14 protein-coding genes are annotated in these 16,999 nt (G+C 71.6%); 7 read left to right on the forward strand and 7 right to left on the reverse strand.

The annotated features are described in order from the left end of the window. Nucleotides 1-1,454, reverse strand: a 1,454-nt coding sequence (locus VFZ39_RS11095; RefSeq protein ID WP_330865813.1) for an MMPL family transporter, incomplete at its 3' end; no start/stop codon positions are given. An 82-nt stretch (nucleotides 1,455-1,536) separates the two neighbouring features. On the opposite strand from VFZ39_RS11095, the gene VFZ39_RS11100 reads away from it, so the two are divergent. From VFZ39_RS11100 to VFZ39_RS11125, 6 genes are all read left to right on the forward strand, one after another. Then, the gene (locus VFZ39_RS11100) at nucleotides 1,537-2,307 is read left to right on the forward strand and encodes a TetR/AcrR family transcriptional regulator (RefSeq protein ID WP_330865814.1); all 771 of its coding nucleotides are present in this window, start codon (nucleotides 1,537-1,539) and stop codon (nucleotides 2,305-2,307) included. A gap of 148 nt (nucleotides 2,308-2,455) precedes the next feature. After that, on the forward strand, nucleotides 2,456-6,040 hold the full coding sequence (locus VFZ39_RS11105) for a BTAD domain-containing putative transcriptional regulator (protein ID WP_330865815.1): 3,585 nt from the start codon (nucleotides 2,456-2,458) through the stop codon (nucleotides 6,038-6,040). Continuing rightward, the gene (locus VFZ39_RS11110; RefSeq protein WP_330865816.1) at nucleotides 6,030-7,421 is read left to right on the forward strand and encodes an FAD-binding oxidoreductase; all 1,392 of its coding nucleotides are present in this window, start codon (nucleotides 6,030-6,032) and stop codon (nucleotides 7,419-7,421) included. Before VFZ39_RS11105 ends, VFZ39_RS11110 begins: the two co-directional genes overlap by 11 nt. Nucleotides 7,422-7,522: 101 nt before the next feature. After that, entirely contained in the window at nucleotides 7,523-8,902 is a 1,380-nt protein-coding gene (locus VFZ39_RS11115; RefSeq protein ID WP_330865817.1) for an FAD-binding oxidoreductase, read from the forward strand. A 105-nt stretch (nucleotides 8,903-9,007) separates the two neighbouring features. Then, nucleotides 9,008-9,466 carry an NfeD family protein gene (locus tag VFZ39_RS11120; RefSeq protein WP_330865818.1) on the forward strand — a complete coding sequence of 153 codons (459 nt, stop codon included), beginning with the start codon at nucleotides 9,008-9,010 and terminating at the stop codon, nucleotides 9,464-9,466. Between the two features lie 5 nt (nucleotides 9,467-9,471). Continuing rightward, nucleotides 9,472-10,509: an SPFH domain-containing protein gene (locus VFZ39_RS11125; RefSeq protein WP_330865819.1), complete on the forward strand. Its 1,038-nt coding sequence runs from the start codon at nucleotides 9,472-9,474 to the stop codon at nucleotides 10,507-10,509. A gap of 268 nt (nucleotides 10,510-10,777) precedes the next feature. Here VFZ39_RS11125 and VFZ39_RS11130 read toward each other — a convergent pair whose 3' ends face one another. From VFZ39_RS11130 to VFZ39_RS11155, 6 genes are all read right to left on the reverse strand, one after another. Then, nucleotides 10,778-11,386, reverse strand: coding sequence for a hypothetical protein (locus VFZ39_RS11130; protein ID WP_330865820.1), 609 nt, complete (start codon nucleotides 11,384-11,386; stop codon nucleotides 10,778-10,780). Nucleotides 11,387-11,520: 134 nt separating this feature from the next. Then, nucleotides 11,521-11,871, reverse strand: coding sequence for a YbjQ family protein (locus tag VFZ39_RS11135; RefSeq protein WP_330865821.1), 351 nt, complete (start codon nucleotides 11,869-11,871; stop codon nucleotides 11,521-11,523). Between the two features lie 43 nt (nucleotides 11,872-11,914). Further along, a complete protein-coding gene (locus tag VFZ39_RS11140; RefSeq protein ID WP_330865822.1) occupies nucleotides 11,915-12,766 on the reverse strand; it encodes a type II CAAX prenyl endopeptidase Rce1 family protein in 852 nt (283 codons plus the stop codon). A 198-nt stretch (nucleotides 12,767-12,964) separates the two neighbouring features. Beyond that, nucleotides 12,965-13,612 carry a response regulator transcription factor gene (locus tag VFZ39_RS11145; protein WP_330865823.1) on the reverse strand — a complete coding sequence of 216 codons (648 nt, stop codon included), beginning with the start codon at nucleotides 13,610-13,612 and terminating at the stop codon, nucleotides 12,965-12,967. Next, nucleotides 13,603-15,273 carry a sensor histidine kinase gene (locus VFZ39_RS11150; RefSeq protein WP_330865824.1) on the reverse strand — a complete coding sequence of 557 codons (1,671 nt, stop codon included), beginning with the start codon at nucleotides 15,271-15,273 and terminating at the stop codon, nucleotides 13,603-13,605. Before VFZ39_RS11150 ends, VFZ39_RS11145 begins: the two co-directional genes overlap by 10 nt. Before the next feature lie 272 nt (nucleotides 15,274-15,545). Next, on the reverse strand, nucleotides 15,546-16,463 hold the full coding sequence (locus VFZ39_RS11155; protein ID WP_330865825.1) for a 1,4-dihydroxy-2-naphthoyl-CoA synthase: 918 nt from the start codon (nucleotides 16,461-16,463) through the stop codon (nucleotides 15,546-15,548). Between the two features lie 69 nt (nucleotides 16,464-16,532). On the opposite strand from VFZ39_RS11155, the gene VFZ39_RS11160 reads away from it, so the two are divergent. Next, nucleotides 16,533-16,997 (forward strand): nitroreductase family deazaflavin-dependent oxidoreductase, encoded by a 465-nt coding sequence (locus VFZ39_RS11160; protein ID WP_330865826.1) that lies wholly within the window; start codon nucleotides 16,533-16,535, stop codon nucleotides 16,995-16,997. Nucleotides 16,998-16,999 lie beyond the last annotated feature (2 nt).

Consider the following 16,999-nt stretch of genomic DNA (forward strand, 5'->3'; position numbering starts at 1 on the left):
TCGCGGATGTCGCGGACCAGGTCCTGCGACGCGGGTGTCTGCGACGAGCCCTCCCATGACGCGCGCAGCAGCGTCACGTCGCCGTCCGCGGCGACCGGCTGCACGGCGGTGACGCCCGGCACCGCCTCGACCTCGCCGACGTAGGCCTGCACGTCAGCCGGGTCGGTGCCGTCGAGCAGCAGGTTGGCGCTCGACGACTCGTCGCCGAACTCGGTCGCGAGCTTCTCCATCGCGATGTACGACGGCGCGTCCGCGGGCAGGATCCGGTGGTCGACCGACCCCCACTTCACGCCGAGGAACGGCGACGCCAGCACCAGCAGTCCGACCGTCACGCCGACCAGCACCCAGACCGGGCGACGCATCACGCCACGAGCGATCCGCGCCCACGCGCCGTGGCCGTCGTCCGCGGGCCGGCCACGGCGCAGCACCCGGCCCTTGTCGATCCGGCGGCCGAGCAGCCGCAGCGTCGCCGGCAGCAGGGTCAGCGAGGCCAGCATCGCGACCAGCACGGCCGCGATGCCGCCGTACCCCATGGAGCGCAGGAAGGCCTGCGGGAAGACCAGCAGCGACGACATCGCGGCGGCGACGGTGAGGCCGGAGAAGAGCACGGTCCGCCCGGCCGTCCGCATCGTGGTGGTGAGCGCAGCGCTGACCGCGCCGGGGTCGTCGTCGGGGCGGCGCGCGAGCTCCTCGCGGAAGCGGCTGACGACGAAGAGTGCGTAGTCGATGGCCAGACCCATCCCGAGCAGCGTGATCACGTTGACCGAGAAGATGGAGACCTCGGTGAACAGCGTCAGGAGCCGGACGACCGCGAGTGCTCCGACCACCGCGACCGCTCCGACGAGGACCGGCATGGAGGCGGCGACCAGGCTGCCGAAGATCAGGATGGCGAGGACGGCCACCACGGGCAGCGAGATGGTCTCGGCGCGACGGAGGTCCTGCTCGGTGCGCTCGTTGACGTCGGAGAAGATCGCGAACGTGCCCGCGAGGTCGGTCTCGAGGCCCTCGGCGTGCAGGTCGTCCTCGATCGCCTCGAAGCTCTCGAGGTTCTCGTCCTCTGTGTCGCCGGCGAGCGAGATCACGACCTGCGTGCTGTGGCCGTCGCGGCTCAGCAGGTCCGGCGAGGCAGTGTCGTACCAGGTGACGACCTGGGTGGTCGAACCCTCGGGCAGGTCGGCGAGCGCGGCCTCCACGCGCTGCCGGAACTCCGGGTCCTCCACGCGAAGGTCGTCGCTGGAGTAGATCGCGATCACGTCCGCGCCGTGGTTGCCGAGCTCGTCACGTTCCCGCTGGAGGGCCTGTGACGACTCGGAGTCCGGGTCCTCGAAACCTCCCTGCGACAGCGAGCCGAAGACCCCGGCGCCGTAGGCGCCCGCGGCGATGGTCAGAGCGAGGCCCGCGAGCAGCACCGCGAGCGGCCGGAGGACGACAACCCTGCTCCAGCGATCCAGCATCGAAAACACACCCTTCAGGAAAGTGAACGGTGTAAACCGTAAACGGTGTAAACTGCAGCCGTCAAGAGAGCTGGAGGAATTCGTGACCCAGACCAGTGAGCAGGGCCTCACCCGCCGGGAGCGGCAGCGCGAGGCGACGTACGCCGAGATCGTGTCGACCTCTCGCGCCTTGCTGCGCGAGGGCGCCGACCTCTCGTTGCGTGCGGTGGCGTCACGGATGGGGATGACGGCACCTGCGCTCTACCGCTACGTCGCGAGCTACCAGGAGCTGGTCGACCTGGTGGCCTTCGAGATCGACAAGGCGGCGACCGACGAGTTCCGTGCCGCGGCGGCCGCGCAGCCGGACGACGACCCGATGGCGCAGCTGATCTGCGCCTCCGTGGCATTCCGGCGCTGGGCGCTGCGCGAGACCGCGGAGTTCTCCGTCGTGTTCGCCAACCCGGTGGCGGCGTCCGCCTGCCATCGCCGCCCGGAGTTCATCACGGCCTGGACCTCCGGCCTGTACATGCACGGCCTCCTCATCAAGGTGTGGCACGAGACCCACTTCGACCACCCCGACCTCGACGATCTCGACCCGGTCGTCGCGGCCGCCCTGCGCGAGCCGCTGTTCCCGGTCGACGTCACGGAGCTTCCCGAAGGGCACCTGGGAATGCTGTGGCCCTTCATGCAGGCGTGGGCGACCCTCTACGGGACGGTCACGCTCGAGGTCTTCGGCCACATGGACCCGAGGATCATCGAGAGCGGCTCGCTCTTCGCCTCGATGCTCGGTGAGTGGCTGCCCCGGCTCGGCTACGACGACGCGGACGGGCGCTATCGCGCGCTGCTGCTGGCCGAGATCGCCCGGCCCGAGTAGCCCACCCCGAGTAGCACGTCGCGAGTAGCTCGTCGCGGGGCGACGACCCACCCGATCGAGCCATCCCACGACCCCGCCGACGCCGCTATCCTGCGGCAGAGCAACTGGGGGGAACGAGGTGGAGGGGGACTCGCGACTACGTTTGCGGGTGCTCGGCGAGCTGGCCGCGACCAGGGACGGTGCCGCGGTCGACCTCGGCGGGCGGCGCCAGCGCGCCGTGCTCGCGGCCCTGGTCATCATGCGTGACCAGGCGGTCCCCGCCGACCGACTCGCCGACTGCGTGTGGGGCGACGCCGCCCCGGCGAACTCCACGGGGGCGATCCAGGCCTACGTGAGCCACCTGCGTCGGCGCCTCCAACCGGAGGCGAACGCCCGCCAGCGCGATGGCGTGATCGCGAGCACCCGCGCCGGCTACGTCCTCCGGCTGGGCCCGGAGACGGTCGACGCCTGGTGCTTCGAGCGAGCCGTGGACGACGCGGCGAGCATGCCACCGGCCCAGGCCGCTGCCGCTCTCGAGGAGGCACTGGGGCTGTGGCGGGGCACGCCGTACGCCGAGTACGTCGGCGAGCCCTGGGTGGAGGCCGACACGGTGCGGCTGACCGAGCTTCACGGTGTCGCCCGGGAGCGCCTGCTCGCAGCGCGGCTGGAGCTGGGCGACGCCGCCGTCCTCGTGGGCGAGCTGGAGGCCCTCCTGACCGACGACCCGCTGCGCGAGGAGCGGTGGCGGCTCCTCGTGCTCGCGCTCTACCGGTCCCACCGTCAGGCTGACGCCCTGGCGGCGCTGCGCCGCGCGCGGGAGACGCTGGCCGACGAGCTCGGCGTGGACCCGGGCCCCGCCTTGCGCTCGCTGGAGGCCGAGGTGCTGGCGCAGTCCCCGACCCTGGACGCGCCCGCCGCACCTGCGCTCACACCGGCCGCTCCGCGCCCGCGCGCAACTGCGACGGACCTGGTGGACCGAGCCCGCGAGACCGCCGCCCTCGGGCGGGTGATAGACGAGCTGTCCGCGGGGCGGTCCGGCTGGGTGGTCGTCGAAGGTCCGGCGGGGATCGGGAAGTCACGGCTGCTCGTCGAGGCGACCCGGCTCGCCACCGCCGGCGGGCTTCGGGTGCTCGCCGCACGAGGGAGCCAGCTGGAGCGGTCGTTCGGGTTCGGAGCTGTCCGGCAGCTCTTCGAGCCGTGCCTGGCCGACGCCGCGCGCCGCGAGGTGCTGCTGGCCGGGGCCGCCGCCGGGGCGGCGGCAGTCTTCGAGGACGCCGTCGACGGACCGGCACCGCAGGGTGGCTTCACCGTGCTGCACGGGCTCTACTGGGTGACGGTCAACCTCGCCTCCGAGGGCCCGCTCGTCATCTGCGTGGACGACGTCCAGTGGGCCGACAGCGCCTCGCTGCGCTACCTCGCCTACATCCAGAAGCGGCTCGAGGGACTGCCCGTCCTCGTGGTCGTCGCACGTCGTACCGGCGAGCCGCAGCCGGACGACGCGCTGCTCGACGAGATCGGCCTCGACCCGGAGGTGACCGTGCTGCGACCGGCACCGCTCTCGGCCGAGGCCGCGGCAGCGCTCGTCCGCGAGCGCCTGGGCGACGGCGCGGAGTCGTTCGTCAACGCTTGCCATCGCATGACGGCCGGCAACCCCCTGCTGCTGCGTCAACTGTTGCGGGCATTGGAGGACGAGGGCATCCCACCCGACGTGTCGCACGTCGACACGGTCCGGGCGGTCGGCTCGCGTGCGGTGTCCGCGCTGGTGGCGCTCCGACTGCGGCGGATGCCGAGCGCGGCGACCGAGGTCGCGCGCGCGGTCGCACTGCTCGGCGAGGCCGCGAGCCTGCCCACCGTGACCGCGTTCTCGGGACTCCCCGAGGCGGAGGTCGCGGCCGCGTTGGACGCCCTCGGCCGCGCCGAGATCCTCACCGACGACCGTCACCTGACGTTCGTGCACCCCCTGATCCGGGAGGCGGTGTACGACGACCTGCCGGCCGCCGAGCGAGGACTCCACCACGAGCGGGCAGCCCGCGTCCTGCAGGACCAGGGGGCAGCGGCGGAGCAGGTCGCGGCCCACCTCCTGCGGGCCCCGCACCGCGGCAGCACCGACACCGTGCTCCTGCTGCGCGAGGCGGCCCGCACCTCGATGAGACGCGGCGCATCCGACGCGGCGGTGCTGCTGCTCCGCCGGGCTCTCGAGGAGCGGGTGGCAGGCGAGGCGCGCGCCGACGTCCTGGTCGAGCTGGGCCTGATCGAGACCCTCGTCGACGGCCCCGCCGGGGCCGCCCACCTGTCCGAGGCGTACGAGCTGCTTGGCGACGACCGGGAGCGAGCGCAGATCGGCATGGTGATCGCACGGACCCATGCCTTCGTGTCACCCCCCGGTGTGGCGACCGACTTCGCGGCTCGCGCGGCGGCCGCCGTACCTGCCGAGCTCGTCGACGAGCGGCAGGGCCTGCTGGCGCTGCAGCGCATCACCGGCTTCATGCACGGACTCCCGGAGGAGGGCTACCGGTCCGGAGCGGCCCCGGAGGTCGTCGGCGAGGGGGACGGCGCCCGGATGCTGGCGTCGGTGCTCGGGTACGAGCTGCTCCGCGACGGCGTCGACCGTGAACGGGCCGTCGAGCTCTGTCGCTTCGCGCTCGCGGGCGACCGGCTGCTGGAGGTGGACAACGGCCTGCTGTGGATCGTCGCCGCCATGGTGCTCCAGCTCGCTGACGAGGACCTCGACGACTTCTGGGAGCGCGCCCTCGCCCACGCCCACGCAACCGGCGGCCTCTTCGTCGCACTGTCGGTGAACCTGTGGCGCGGCTTCACCGAGTGGCAGCACGGCCGGCTCGACGATGCCCTCCAGTCGCTCGCGGACGCGACCGAGCAGCAGGACATGTGGGGCATCTCCGGGGTCGGTGCGACGTACGCCGCGGCCTTCACCCTCGGGGTCCTGCTCGACCGCGGTGACCTCGAGCAGGCTGCCGCGAACCTGGAGGCCGCCCGTGCCCTACCCTGGCTCGGCGAGGGCGGCCGGCTGATGCGCGACAGTGCGGCGCGGCTGCTGATCGAGACCAGGCGCCCGGCCGACGCCCTCGACCTGCTCACTGCTCCCGCCGACTACCCGGAGGTCCTCAACCCGGCCTGGGCGCCGTGGCGCGGGCTCAAGGCGCGGGCACTGGCCGCGCTGGGTCGCGACGACGAGGCGCTCGCCCTCGCCGACGAGGAGCTGCGCCTCCTCCGCGGCTGGGGAGCGGCGTCGTCGCTCGGCCGATCGCTGCGCCTGCGCGGCGTGCTCAAGGGCCATGACGGCGAGCCCGACCTGCGCGAGGCGGCGGCCGTGCTGTCGGGCTCGCGAGCGGTGCTCGAGGAGGCCCGCACCCAGCTCGTCCTCGGGCGGTTGCCGTCGGTGCCCGACGCCGAGGCGGTGGCCCTGCTCACCTCCGCGCTCGACACCGCCCGGAGGTGCGGCGCAGGCGCCGTCGCACGCGCGGCCGCGAAGGCGCTGCGTGCGCGCGGGCACGCGGCGGCCGACCCCGACCGGTCTCAGGCGCGGCTCACCAGTCGGCAGCGACGGGCCGCCGAGCTCTCCGCCGCCGGGCTGGACGTCAACGAGGTCGCACAGCGTCTCTTCCTCACTCCCGCGACGGTGCGCGCCGTGCTCGAGTCCCTGCCGCCGGACGCCGGCGCGAGCGGCTCAAGTAGTCCTCAAGTGGGCGGCGCCATGCTCGGGGTCCCCGAACGTGAGGATCGCCGTGGTTCCTGACTCCCTCCCCGTCGCCGACCCCGGGCACGACGTCCTGCGCAGCCTCTGCGGAGGCGCCGTGCACCTGCCCGGCGACCCTGCGTACGAGGAGGTCCGGTGGCCGTGGAACCTGCAGGTCGATGCGCGACCTGCGGCGGTGGCGTACCCGGCGTTCCCCTCGGAGGTCACCGACGTCGTGCGTCACGCCGCCGGGCTGGGCCTGCGCGTCGCACCCCAGGGCACCGGTCACGGCGCCCCGCCGTTGGCCGGTCGGCTCGAGGACGCGATCCTGCTGCGGACCTCGGCCATGACCGAGCTGCACATCGACGCGGAACGTCGGACCGCCCGGGTCGGTGCTGGAGTGCGCTGGGGGGACGTCGTCGACCGGGCCGCCCCGGCGGGCCTCGCCGCCCGGCACACCACCAGTCCCGGCGTGGGCGTCGTGGGCTCGTCGATCGGCGGCGGGCTGAGCTGGTACGCCCGGCACGCCGGCCTCCAGTGCAGCGCGCTCACCGCGGTCGAGCTGGTCCTGGCCGACGGCACCTTCGTGCGCGCCACCGAGACCGCCGATGCGGACCTGCTGTGGGCCGCGCGCGGCGGCCACGGCGGGTTCGGCGTGGTGACCGCACTGGAGTTCGACCTGCTGCCCGTGAGCGGGGTGTACGGCGGCATGCTCGCCTGGGACTGGACACATGCGCCACGCGTGCTGGGGGCGTGGGCCGAGTGGGCCGCCGACGCGCCGGAGGATGTCACCAGCATCGCGCGACTGTTCCAGGCGCCCGACGAGCCGTGGCTGCCGGCCGAGGTCCGAGGGCGTCGGCTCCTGCTGCTCGACTCGGTCGCTGTCGGAGATCCCGAGCGGAGCGCGCGGCTGCTGGCGCCGCTGCGGGCGTTGCAGCCCGAGCTCGACACCTGCGCCGAGCTGACGCCAGGCTCCGTGGCGACCCTCCACCTCGACCCGGAGGCACCGACGGCGGTCTACGCCAACAGCGTCCTCGTCGACGACCTCCCCGATCAGGCGGTGGAGGCACTGGTCCACGCTGCCGGCCCCGGCTCCGGGTCGGAGCTGTTGTTCGTCGAGATCCGCCAGCTGGGCGGCGCGCTGTCCCGCCCCTCGTCCAGGGGCGGTGTCCTCGACTCCATGAACGGCTCCTTCCTGGTGCTCGGCGTAGGCACGGACACCGGGGCCGGCTGGCCGGCGGTCCGTGAGGACGCCGCCCGCGTGATGGACTCCCTGCGGCCCTGGACCACCGACTCGACGTACCTGCTGATGGCGGACGAGGCCGTCGACGAGCGGCGCGGGTGGCCCGAGTCGGCCTGGCAGCGGCTGATGGCCATCCGCGCGGCGGCCGATCCCGACGGCCGGTTCGTCCCGCCACACTCCTCGCGGCGGCAGGCCTGACCAGCCGGCTCAAGTGAGCTCTCAAGTCGTCGCCAAGGTTCCCTCAAGTACCCGGGCGCACGGTGGTGCCCTCACCGCACCACGATCCCGGAGGACACCCCATGACCATCATCGACACCCGAGTCGAACCGAGAACGTCCCAGGCGCCGTTCGCCGAACTGGACGCCCTCACGACCGGCACCGTCGCCGTTCCCGCAGACGCGGCGTACGACGCGCTCGTCTCGCCCTGGAACGTCGCGATCCCCGTGCGACCCGCGGCGGTCCTGGCGGCGCAGAGCGCGCAGGACGTCGTCGAAGCCGTGCGCTTCGCGGCCCGCCACGGGCTGCACGTGACACCGCAGGCCACCGGGCACGGCCCGATGGCCGAGCTCACCACGGAGCTCCTCGTCACCACCCAGGGTCTCGACGAGTGCGTCGTCCACCCGGAGGGCTGGGCGCGGGTCGGAGCCGGCGTGAAGTGGGTCCGCGTCGTCGAGGCCGCCGCTCCCCACGGGCTGGCCCCGCTGTCCGGCTCGATCACCGACGTCGGCATCGTCGGCTACACCACGGGCGGCGGGCTGGGGCCGATGGCTCGCACCTACGGCATGGCCATCGACCGGGTGCGTGCGATCGAGGTCGTCACCGGGGACGGGGAGCTGAGGCGCGCGACGCCGACCCAGCACCCCGAGCTCTTCTTCGGCCTCCGCGGCGGGAAGGGGATGCTGGGGATCGTCACCGCGATCGAGTTCGACCTGGTGGAGCAGCCGATGTTCTACGGCGGCTCCCTGTGGTTCGACGGCGAGCACGCTGCGACCGTCACCGAGCGGTGGCTCGAGTGGGCCGAGGACCTGCCCGAGGTCGCCACCACCTCCATCGCGCTCTTCCAGATGCCGGCGATGCCAGGCGTGCCGCCGGAGCTCGCCGACCGGCTCGCACTCTCGGTGCGCTACGTCTGGACGGGAGACGCCGAGGAGGGGGAGCGCAGGTTCGCCACGATCCGCGAGTCCGCTCCCGTCCTGCTCGACGACGTTGCCCACAAGCCGTACACCGCCATCGACTCGGTGCACACCGACCCGTTGGACCCGACCCCGGCGTTCGAGGCGGGAGCGGTGCTCACCGACTTCCCTGCCGAGGCCGCCGAGGCGCTGCTCGACCTGACCGGCCATGGTTCGGGATCGCCGCAGGTGCTCGTCGAGGTACGCCAGATGGGCGGGGCGATCGCCCGCGCCGGCGAGCACGAGAGCGCCTTCAGCTCCCGCGGTGCGGCGTACTCGCTGCTGACGGTGGGCATCGCCGACGTCCCCGGGGTCGAGGAGCACGCGGCGAAGATCCTGGAGGCCATGGCTCCCTGGACCGGTGGGCCGCGGCTGCCGAACTTCACGTTCACGCCCGAGGAGTACGCCGACGCCTACGACGAGGCGACGATCGAGCGGCTGCGCCGGGCGATCCGCACCTACGACCCGCTCGGCGTGATGGCGATCGGCCGCGTGCTCTTCACGTGAGTGGACCGCCGCCGCCGTCCTCGGCAGGGGGCACCTCGACCAGGTCGACGGTGCCCCCTGCCGCAGTACGATGGGGAGCACATCCCTGAACGGAGGGGTGGCCTCATGTGGTGGGTGCTCTGGCTGACAGTTGCGGTTCTCCTCGGCGTGGCGGAATTCTTCACGCTGACGCTGGCACTCGGCCTTCTGGCCGCAGGGGCACTCGTGGCCGCCGTCGCCGCCGGCCTCGGGGCATCTGTCCCGATCCAGGTCCTGGCCTTCGCGATCACCGGCGGCGTCGGCCTGGTGGCGGTCCGCCCCGTCGCGAAGCGCCACCTCGCACTCCCGCCGCCCTCACGTGACGGCAGCGACGCCCTGATCGGCCGGTCGGCGCTGGTCACCCGCGAGGTCAGTGCGACCGGTGGGCTCGTGCACCTCTCCGGGGAGGACTGGTCGGCCCGACCGTACGACGAGGATCTCGTGATCCCACCTGGAGTGCGTGTCGACGTGCTCCAGATCGACGGTGCCACCGCCCTGGTCCATCCGCGCGAGGCGCTACCCGACCCCCGAACCACTGAAGGGTGAGCACGATGGGACTCTTGGTACCGATCCTCGTCCTGGCCGCCGTGGTCGTCTTCGTCGTGGCCTCGGCCATCCGGATCGTCCCGCAGGCCCGGCGGTACAACATCGAGCGGTTCGGCCGCTACCACAAGACCCTGCAGCCCGGTCTGAACCTGATCATCCCGCTGGTCGACCGGGTGAACACGAAGCTCGACGTCCGCGAGCAGGTGTACTCCTCTGACCCCAAGCCGGTCATCACCGAGGACAACCTCGTGGTCGCCATCGACACCGTCCTCTACTACCAGATCACCGACCCGCGAGCGGCCGCGTACGAGGTGGCGCACTACCTGCACGCGATCGATCAGCTCACGGTCACCACCCTGCGGAACCTGATCGGGTCGATGGACCTCGAACGCACCCTCACGTCCCGCGAGACCATCAACACGCGGTTGCGCGAGGTGCTCGACGAGGCGACGGGGAAGTGGGGGATCCGTGTGAACCGGGTGGAGATCAAGGCGATCGACCCGCCGACCACCATCAAGGAAGCGATGGAGAAGCAGATGCGGGCCGAACGCGACAAGCGCGCCGCGATCCTGCACGCCGAAGGAGCTCGGCAGGCGTTGATCCTCACCGCGGAAGGCACCCGGAACAAGCAGATCCTCGAGGCCGAGGGCCACCAGCAGGCGATGATCCTCGAGGCGGACGGTGAGGCGAAGGCCCTCGAGCGCGTGTTCCAGGCCGTGCACGCCAACGACGCAGACCCGAAGGTGCTGGCCTACAAGTACCTCGAGATGCTCCCCCGCCTCGCCGAGCACGGGAACGGCTGGTTCCTGATCCCCGGCGAGCTCACCGAGGCCGTCAAGACCGTGACGTCTGCCTTCGCGGCCGATCGCGACGTGAGGAGCCCGTCGGGAGCTGCCGAAGCCGCTCCCCCGCGGACGATCGGGCCGGTCGCCCGGCCCCAGGCGGTCCAGGCCGAGACTGCCCATGCGGCCGAGGCCGCCCGCGTTGCGGTGGACGAGGCCAGGGCCGAGGTCGAGCAGGCGACGCGTCACGTCCCTGGCTGACGGACCTCGCCGAGCAGCACGGCTCCACCGTCGGCGTCTGCGCCGACGTCGGACCGGGGCTCTGCCGGCTTCCCTCGGCGACGCGCCGGGCCTGCCCGGTGTGGATGTCGCTCACCCACTCCCAGCCCGGCGGAGGCGACGTGACCCGGGTCCTCGGCGTCGCGGCCGTCGCGCAGCGCATGGAGGTCGAGGTCACTACCTGAGCACGAGCTCGCCCACCATCACGAGCAGGACCGGCAGAGCCATGCGGAACCTTCTCGAGCCACTCTCACCTGGTCACCTCAGGCCGCTGACCAGCTTGACTGCCGCTGGTCGGCTTCAGCAGTGCCGTACCGATCGAGCCCCACAACATCGCCAGGAGGAGCGCCTCGGCGCCGTCGAAGAAGAGCCGATTGGCGACATCTCCGAGCGGGAACGCGATGATGAGCAGGACACCGCACCACCACGGCACCACCCGGGCTCGCAGGGTAGCCACCCCGAGCAGGGCGGAGCCGACGAGCACGACCAAGGCAGCCGCTATGCGTGGCTCGGTGAGAACCTTGGAACCCATGATGATGCCGGCCACGACGACGCCCAGGACCACGCCGTAGCCGACGAGGGTGAGGGTGGTTCCGATCCCCCCGAGCCGTCCGTATCGCCGACTGGAACGTTGCCGAGCATGGAGGCCGACGAGGGCGATCAGGACCCCTACATAGGCAAGGGCCAGGGCGACTTGATGGAGGTAGTCCGTCGCCGACTCGTACTCGGTTCCGATCGGCGCGAGCTGGGTGAGGATCGTGGTCAGTACGAACAGCGCGGCTGCCACCACGCCGGCGGTTCCACCGAGCTGAGTCTCGTGCGCGGCTGTGGTCTCCGGACTACGTGCCTGCGAAGACATGGTGCACTCCTTTCGGGTTGTTGGACCTAAGACGTCGCCCCAGACTCGCGGCCAGGAGCAGCCCCGCGGTGATGCCGCCGATGCCACCACCGGCCACCACCACGTGCCTGAACCCGCCCCGCGTGGTCATCTCGTCAGCGCCTCTCGGCCTCGGGCGAGCCGTTGGGAGGGTGCGCGAGTCGGACGGCCGTGCCGTACGCACAGATCTCCTGCCAGCCGCTTCCGATCTCGGATGCGTCGAACCGCACGGCCAGGACGGCGTCGGCGCCGAGCTGAGTGGCTTCCTCGACCAGCCGCTGTTGGGCCTCTTGGCGGCTTTCGGTCAGTGCCTTGGTCATGCCGCGAAGTTCGCCGCCGGCGAGGGACTTGAAGGCGGCTCCGATGACCGATCCGGCGTGTCGGGAGCGCACGGTCAGGCCGAAGACCTCTCCCATCACCGCCTCGATCTCGTTTCCAGGTAGGTCGTTCATCGTGGAGAGCAGCATGGTGATTCCTCTCGGGTTGTGGTTGACGAGATAGTTGGCGCGTTCACCGACCGGTCGCCGCCCGTCCGGTCATCGGGACCCCTCCCTCCCCGGCCCGGTGGGACCGGGACTGCGGGTCAGGATGGACGGCCGCGCCGGGCGCCCGACCGGTCCAGAATCGGCGGTCCGCGACGAGCAGCACCACGGCCACCGAGACCCAGGCGGCTGCGTACAGCCAGTCCATCCGTGCCGCGTCCGCTGATGCGGCGAAGAGGCTCTGGCTGTCGACGCTGCCCTCGGTCGCATGTGCGACGAGCGTGATCAGGGCGCTGCCGCCGGCGTGGTCGAAAAGCCACGTGTACCAGAACGTGACCGCGATGGTCGTCACCGCGTGGACAGGGTGCAGGTCGAAGCTGGACATCACGAACAGCGGGGCGTGCCAGCCGGTGACGGCCACCGCCAGGATCGCCGTGGCGACCAGGGGGGTGTGGCGGCTCTGCAGAGAGGGGAGTGCATAGCCGCGGAAGCTGGGCTCCTCCGCGAGCGGGCCGTTCGTGGGGTTGACTACGGCGAGTCCGATGGCCAACGGGATGCCGTACCACGGCAGGAGCTGGGCGGTCAGTGGTGCGGCGGCACCGAGGGCGACGTTGCTTACGGCGGCCGCCAGGTCGACCAGGAGCGGGACCACAAGTGCGACGGCCCACCATTTCGCACCGACCCGCCACCGCACCAGACGGCCACCTAGGTCCCGGAGGCCCGGCAGTCCTTCGGTGACCGCGACGACCAGGATCGCCGCGATCAAGGCACCTGGGGCGAAGAAGCTGTCCCACGGGATCGCCCCCCACGTCAGGACGTAGGCGAGCGCGAAGAACATGAGCACGCGATGACGCCGCACCGCGTTGGCAAGGGCATCCATGGGCCTACTCCTGTCTCGACGGGTATCGATGGCCCCCGGCGGTTCGGCCATCTGGTGGGGCTGCGTCGATCGGCGCTGGTCGGGCTGGACCACTCTGGACTTCCACACCCCTGTGACTCTGGCGGCGGTCGCGGAATCCGGCATGCCGGGAGACCTCCCGACCGGGGGTTCGGGCTTCCCCCCTGCCGCGCGGGTGGCCTACGCGCGTAGATAGCGCAGCACAGCGAGGACCCGCCGTGACTCGGAGCGCGTGCTGGGGATCCCCAGCTTGGTGAAGATGCTTGACACGTACTTCTCTGCGGCCCGCAGCGTGATGACGAGCGCGTCGGCGATGCCCTGATTGGAGGCCCCGGTGGCCATCAGCTCAAGCACCTCGTGTTCCCTGGGGGTGAGAGCGCCCAGCGGGTCGTGGCTGCGCTGGCGACGGAGCAGGGTGGACACGATCTGGGGATCCACGGCCGAGCCGCCGGCGACAACACGGCGACAGGCGCCGACGAATTCGTCCACGTCGCCGATCCGGTCCTTGAGCAGGTAGCCCACCCGGTCGGCGGACTCCGAGAGCAGCTGCAGCGCGAGGCCGAGCTCGACGTACTGAGAGAGCACCAGCACTGCCACCTCGGGATGGTGCTCACGGATGTGGAGGGCGGCACGCATTCCCTCGTCCTGGTGGGTTGGCGGCAACCGGATGTCCACGATCGCCAGGTCAGGAGTGAAGGTACGGACCCATTGCACAAGGGCGTCGGCGTTGTCGTAAGCGGCCCCCACCTCGACGTCGCCCGCTTCGGCGAGGATCCGGGTCAGACCCTCACGCAGCAGGACGCTGTCCTCGGCGATCGCTACCCGCACGGGATCTCCGCCCGCAGCCGGGTGCCGGACCCCTTCGGGCTCCAGACCTGGAGACGTCCACCGAGTGCCTCGACCCGGTCGGCCAGCCCCCGCAGGCCGGTCCCCAGCTCGGTGTCTGCTCCGCCGTCCCCGTCATCCACAGTCTCGACGACGAGGGCACCGTCCAGCAGTGCAAGGCGTACGACGGCGGAGCGAGCTCGCGCATGCTTGTCGATGTTGGTCAGGCTCTCGCTCACCACGTAGAAGGCCGCCACCTCGACCGACTCCGGCAGCCGACCCAAGCTGGGCTCGACGTCGAGAGCCACCGGCACCGACGCACGGGCGGCCAACGACTCCAGCGCCACCGGCAGACCGTGCCCCGTGAGCACGGCGGGATGGAGGCCGCGTGCGACGTCACGCAGTTCCTCCAGTGACATCACCACCTCCTTCTTCAGTCGGGCAAGCCGTCGCCGCGTCTCGGGATCGGTCTGCTCAGCGCGGCCGAGCACTCCCAGCTCCAGCGATAGCCCCACCAGCCGCTGTTGGGCGCCGTCGTGGAGGTCGCGCTCGAGCCGTTGCCGCTCGCGTCGTCCCGCCTCGAGCACCCGGGCGCGGGAGCCTTGTAGCTCCTGCACCTGGGCCCGCAGCTCCGCGCGGAGCCGGGCGGTCTCCAGTGCGATGCCGGCGGCGGCCTCGACGGCGTCGAGCAGCTCGTGCTCGTCCTCCAGGGAGGGGTCGAACACGAGCGCGGCCACGGCCGAGGCATCACGACGGATGATGCGCACGGCACGTCCGGAATCGGATCCGGGCAGGGGCAGTGGCCGACCGTCCTTGTCCGCCCATCCGTCGTACTCGGGTAGCCAATAGGCGACCTGCAGCGACGGGTCGTGCATCACCTTCGCGAGGGGCGGCTGGAGATCCCGGGCCGGGTCGGTCCGCAGCTCTATCAGGAACTCGCCGACGTCGGTGCGGGCGAGCCGGGCGTCGAGCAGACCGATCAGGAAAGCCACCGGCGCCAGGCCGAGCGCCACGAACGTCAGGTGTCGGAAGGCCTCGAAGGGCGGCCCGCCGAACAGACCGAACACGTACAGCGCAGCCAGCATCACCAGCGCCAGGCCGAAGGCGTCGACGAGGAGCGCCGCTGGGCGGCGACGCCGACGGTCGTGACGGGTCTCGCGGCGGCGCCGGACGAGCAGCAGCCCCGCGCCTGCCACCAGCATGGCACCGACGCACACCAGCTGAACGCGTTCGACCCAGTTGCCGGCCGCCTGGGCCTCGGCGAGCGCGAACACGTTGTCGGGGTTGACGCCGAGCAGCACCTTCAGCAGTTGGAGACCGACCGCGACGCCGTAGCACGCCACGACGAGAAGCCGTTCCGATCTCCGCTCCAGGCGACCGGTCGGGTACGCCAGGAAGACGTGCAGAAACACCGCGGGCGGAAGCATGTCGATGACGTGACCGACCGAGTACGCCACCGGCTGGTTGCTCCGCTGCAAGGTGCCCAGCACCCACACCGCACTCGCGACGAGCAGCAGCGGCCCGAACCTGCTGGCCGGACGGCGCCACCAAGCGACCAGTCCACTGAACAGAAACATGGTCGTGACCCAGCCCGACAGCAGGGCCTGAACCCGGGGCCGGACCATGTGGTCGCTGGTGAGCGCCAGCAGCGCGGACCCCGCCACGGCCGCGAGGCCGACGAGCAGGATCAGCCAAGCCTGCGCGATGGTCAGACCACGCGGGCGCGTGACAGCAGTGGCCTGGGCTCCCGTCTGAACCCTCCTCCGGGCTCCCCCGCCCCCCGGACGGGGACGTGCCACACGCTACTCCGACCGTGTGGCGTCGGCGAGACTTCGCCAGCTTCGCTCTGCCCTCGACGACGTCAAGGAGTCGCGTCCCCACGAATCTGCCACGCACGAGGCCCCGACACGCCGCTGACGTGCGGAAACGCTCCGGATCAGTAGTACCAGGGGTACGGCGACCAGTCGGGGTCGCGCTTCTCCAGGAACTGGTCACGCCCCTCGACGGCCTCGTCAGTCATGTAGGCCAGCCGTGTTGACTCGCCCGCGAAGAGCTGCTGGCCCACGAGGCCGTCGTCGATCAGGTTGAAGGAGTACTTCAGCATCCGCTGCGCGGTGGGGCTCTTGCCGTTGACCAGCCGTCCCCACTCCAGGCCGGTCGCCTCGAGATCGGCGTGGGGAACGGCGCGGTTGACGGCGCCCATCCGGGCGGCGTCCTCGGCGGAGTACTCCTGGCCGAGGAAGAAGATCTCGCGGGCGACCTTCTGACCGACCTGGCGTGCGAGGTACGCCGAGCCGAAGCCGCCGTCGAACGACCCGACGTCCGCGTCGGTCTGCTTGAACCGCGCGTGCTCGAGGCTGGCCAGAGTCAGATCGCACACCACGTGGAGGCTGTGGCCACCTCCGGCCGCCCAGCCGTTGACGAGGCAGATCACGACCTTGGGCATGAACCGGATCAGGCGCTGGCACTCCAGGATGTGCAGCCGGCCGAGCCTGGCCTTGTCGACGGTCTCCGCGGTCTCCCCCTCGGCGTACTGGTAGCCGGCGCGGCCGCGGATCCGCTGGTCGCCGCCGGTGCAGAACGCCCACGTGTCGTGCTTGGCGCTCGGCCCGTTGCCGGTCAGCAGGACGCACCCGACGTCAGAGCTGGTGCGTGCGTGCTCGAGGACGCGCAGCAGCTCGTCGACGGTGTGCGGCCGGAACGCGTTGAGCACGTCAGGCCGGTCGAAGGCGACGCGCACTGTGCCGTGGGCCTTCGCTCGGTGGTACGTCAGGTCGGTGAGGTCCTCGAAGCCCGGCACCGGATCCCACTGGCCGGGGTCGAAGGTGTCCGACACGCCGTCGATCGCACTCATGGGTCGGCACGCTATCGGCAGGAGGGAGCGGCCCGGAATCGAGCCGGGGCAGCTGGTGTTGTAGCGGACATGGGACTTCAACACGACACGGCACTGCAAGGCGAGTACGAGCCCAGCACGGCGAAGTGGGTGCGAGACCAGGTCGCGGAGTTCGAGGCCTCGAACGGTGAGCGCGCCAACGTCCTGGCCAGGACCGGTGACCCGATCGTGGTGATCACCTCGGTGGGGTCGTCGAGCGGCAAGCTGCGCAAGAACCCGGTGATGCGGGTCGAGCACGATGGGCGCTACCTCGCGGTCGCGTCGTACGGCGGCGGGCCGAAGGACCCGGTCTGGGCCGACAACTTCCGCTCCCACCCGGTGGTGGAGCTGCAGGACCGCGGCGACAAGGCGACGTACACGGTCCGCGAGCTGCCGGAGGGCCCCGAGCGTGACGAGTGGTGGGCGCGCGCGGTGGAGACCTGGCCGACGTACGGCGAGTACCAGAAGAAGACCGACCGGCTGATTCCCGTCTTCCTGCTCGAACGCGTCAGCTGACA

This window comes from Nocardioides sp. (assembly GCF_036374615.1).
Lineage (GTDB): Bacteria > Actinomycetota > Actinomycetes > Propionibacteriales > Nocardioidaceae > Nocardioides.

Bases quoted from the DNA above. Each gene is read 5' to 3' on its own strand.
- VFZ39_RS11130 (WP_330865820.1), bottom strand. From the start codon at position 11,386: ATGTCTTCGCAGGCACGTAGTCCGGAGACCACAGCCGCGCACGAGACT.
- VFZ39_RS11120 (WP_330865818.1), top strand. From the start codon at position 9,008: ATGTGGTGGGTGCTCTGGCTGACAGTTGCGGTTCTCCTCGGCGTGGCG.
- VFZ39_RS11135 (WP_330865821.1), bottom strand. From the start codon at position 11,871: ATGCTGCTCTCCACGATGAACGACCTACCTGGAAACGAGATCGAGGCG.
- VFZ39_RS11125 (WP_330865819.1), top strand. From the start codon at position 9,472: ATGGGACTCTTGGTACCGATCCTCGTCCTGGCCGCCGTGGTCGTCTTC.
- VFZ39_RS11155 (WP_330865825.1), bottom strand. From the start codon at position 16,463: ATGAGTGCGATCGACGGCGTGTCGGACACCTTCGACCCCGGCCAGTGG.
- VFZ39_RS11160 (WP_330865826.1), top strand. From the start codon at position 16,533: ATGGGACTTCAACACGACACGGCACTGCAAGGCGAGTACGAGCCCAGC.
- VFZ39_RS11115 (WP_330865817.1), top strand. From the start codon at position 7,523: ATGACCATCATCGACACCCGAGTCGAACCGAGAACGTCCCAGGCGCCG.
- VFZ39_RS11140 (WP_330865822.1), bottom strand. From the start codon at position 12,766: ATGGATGCCCTTGCCAACGCGGTGCGGCGTCATCGCGTGCTCATGTTC.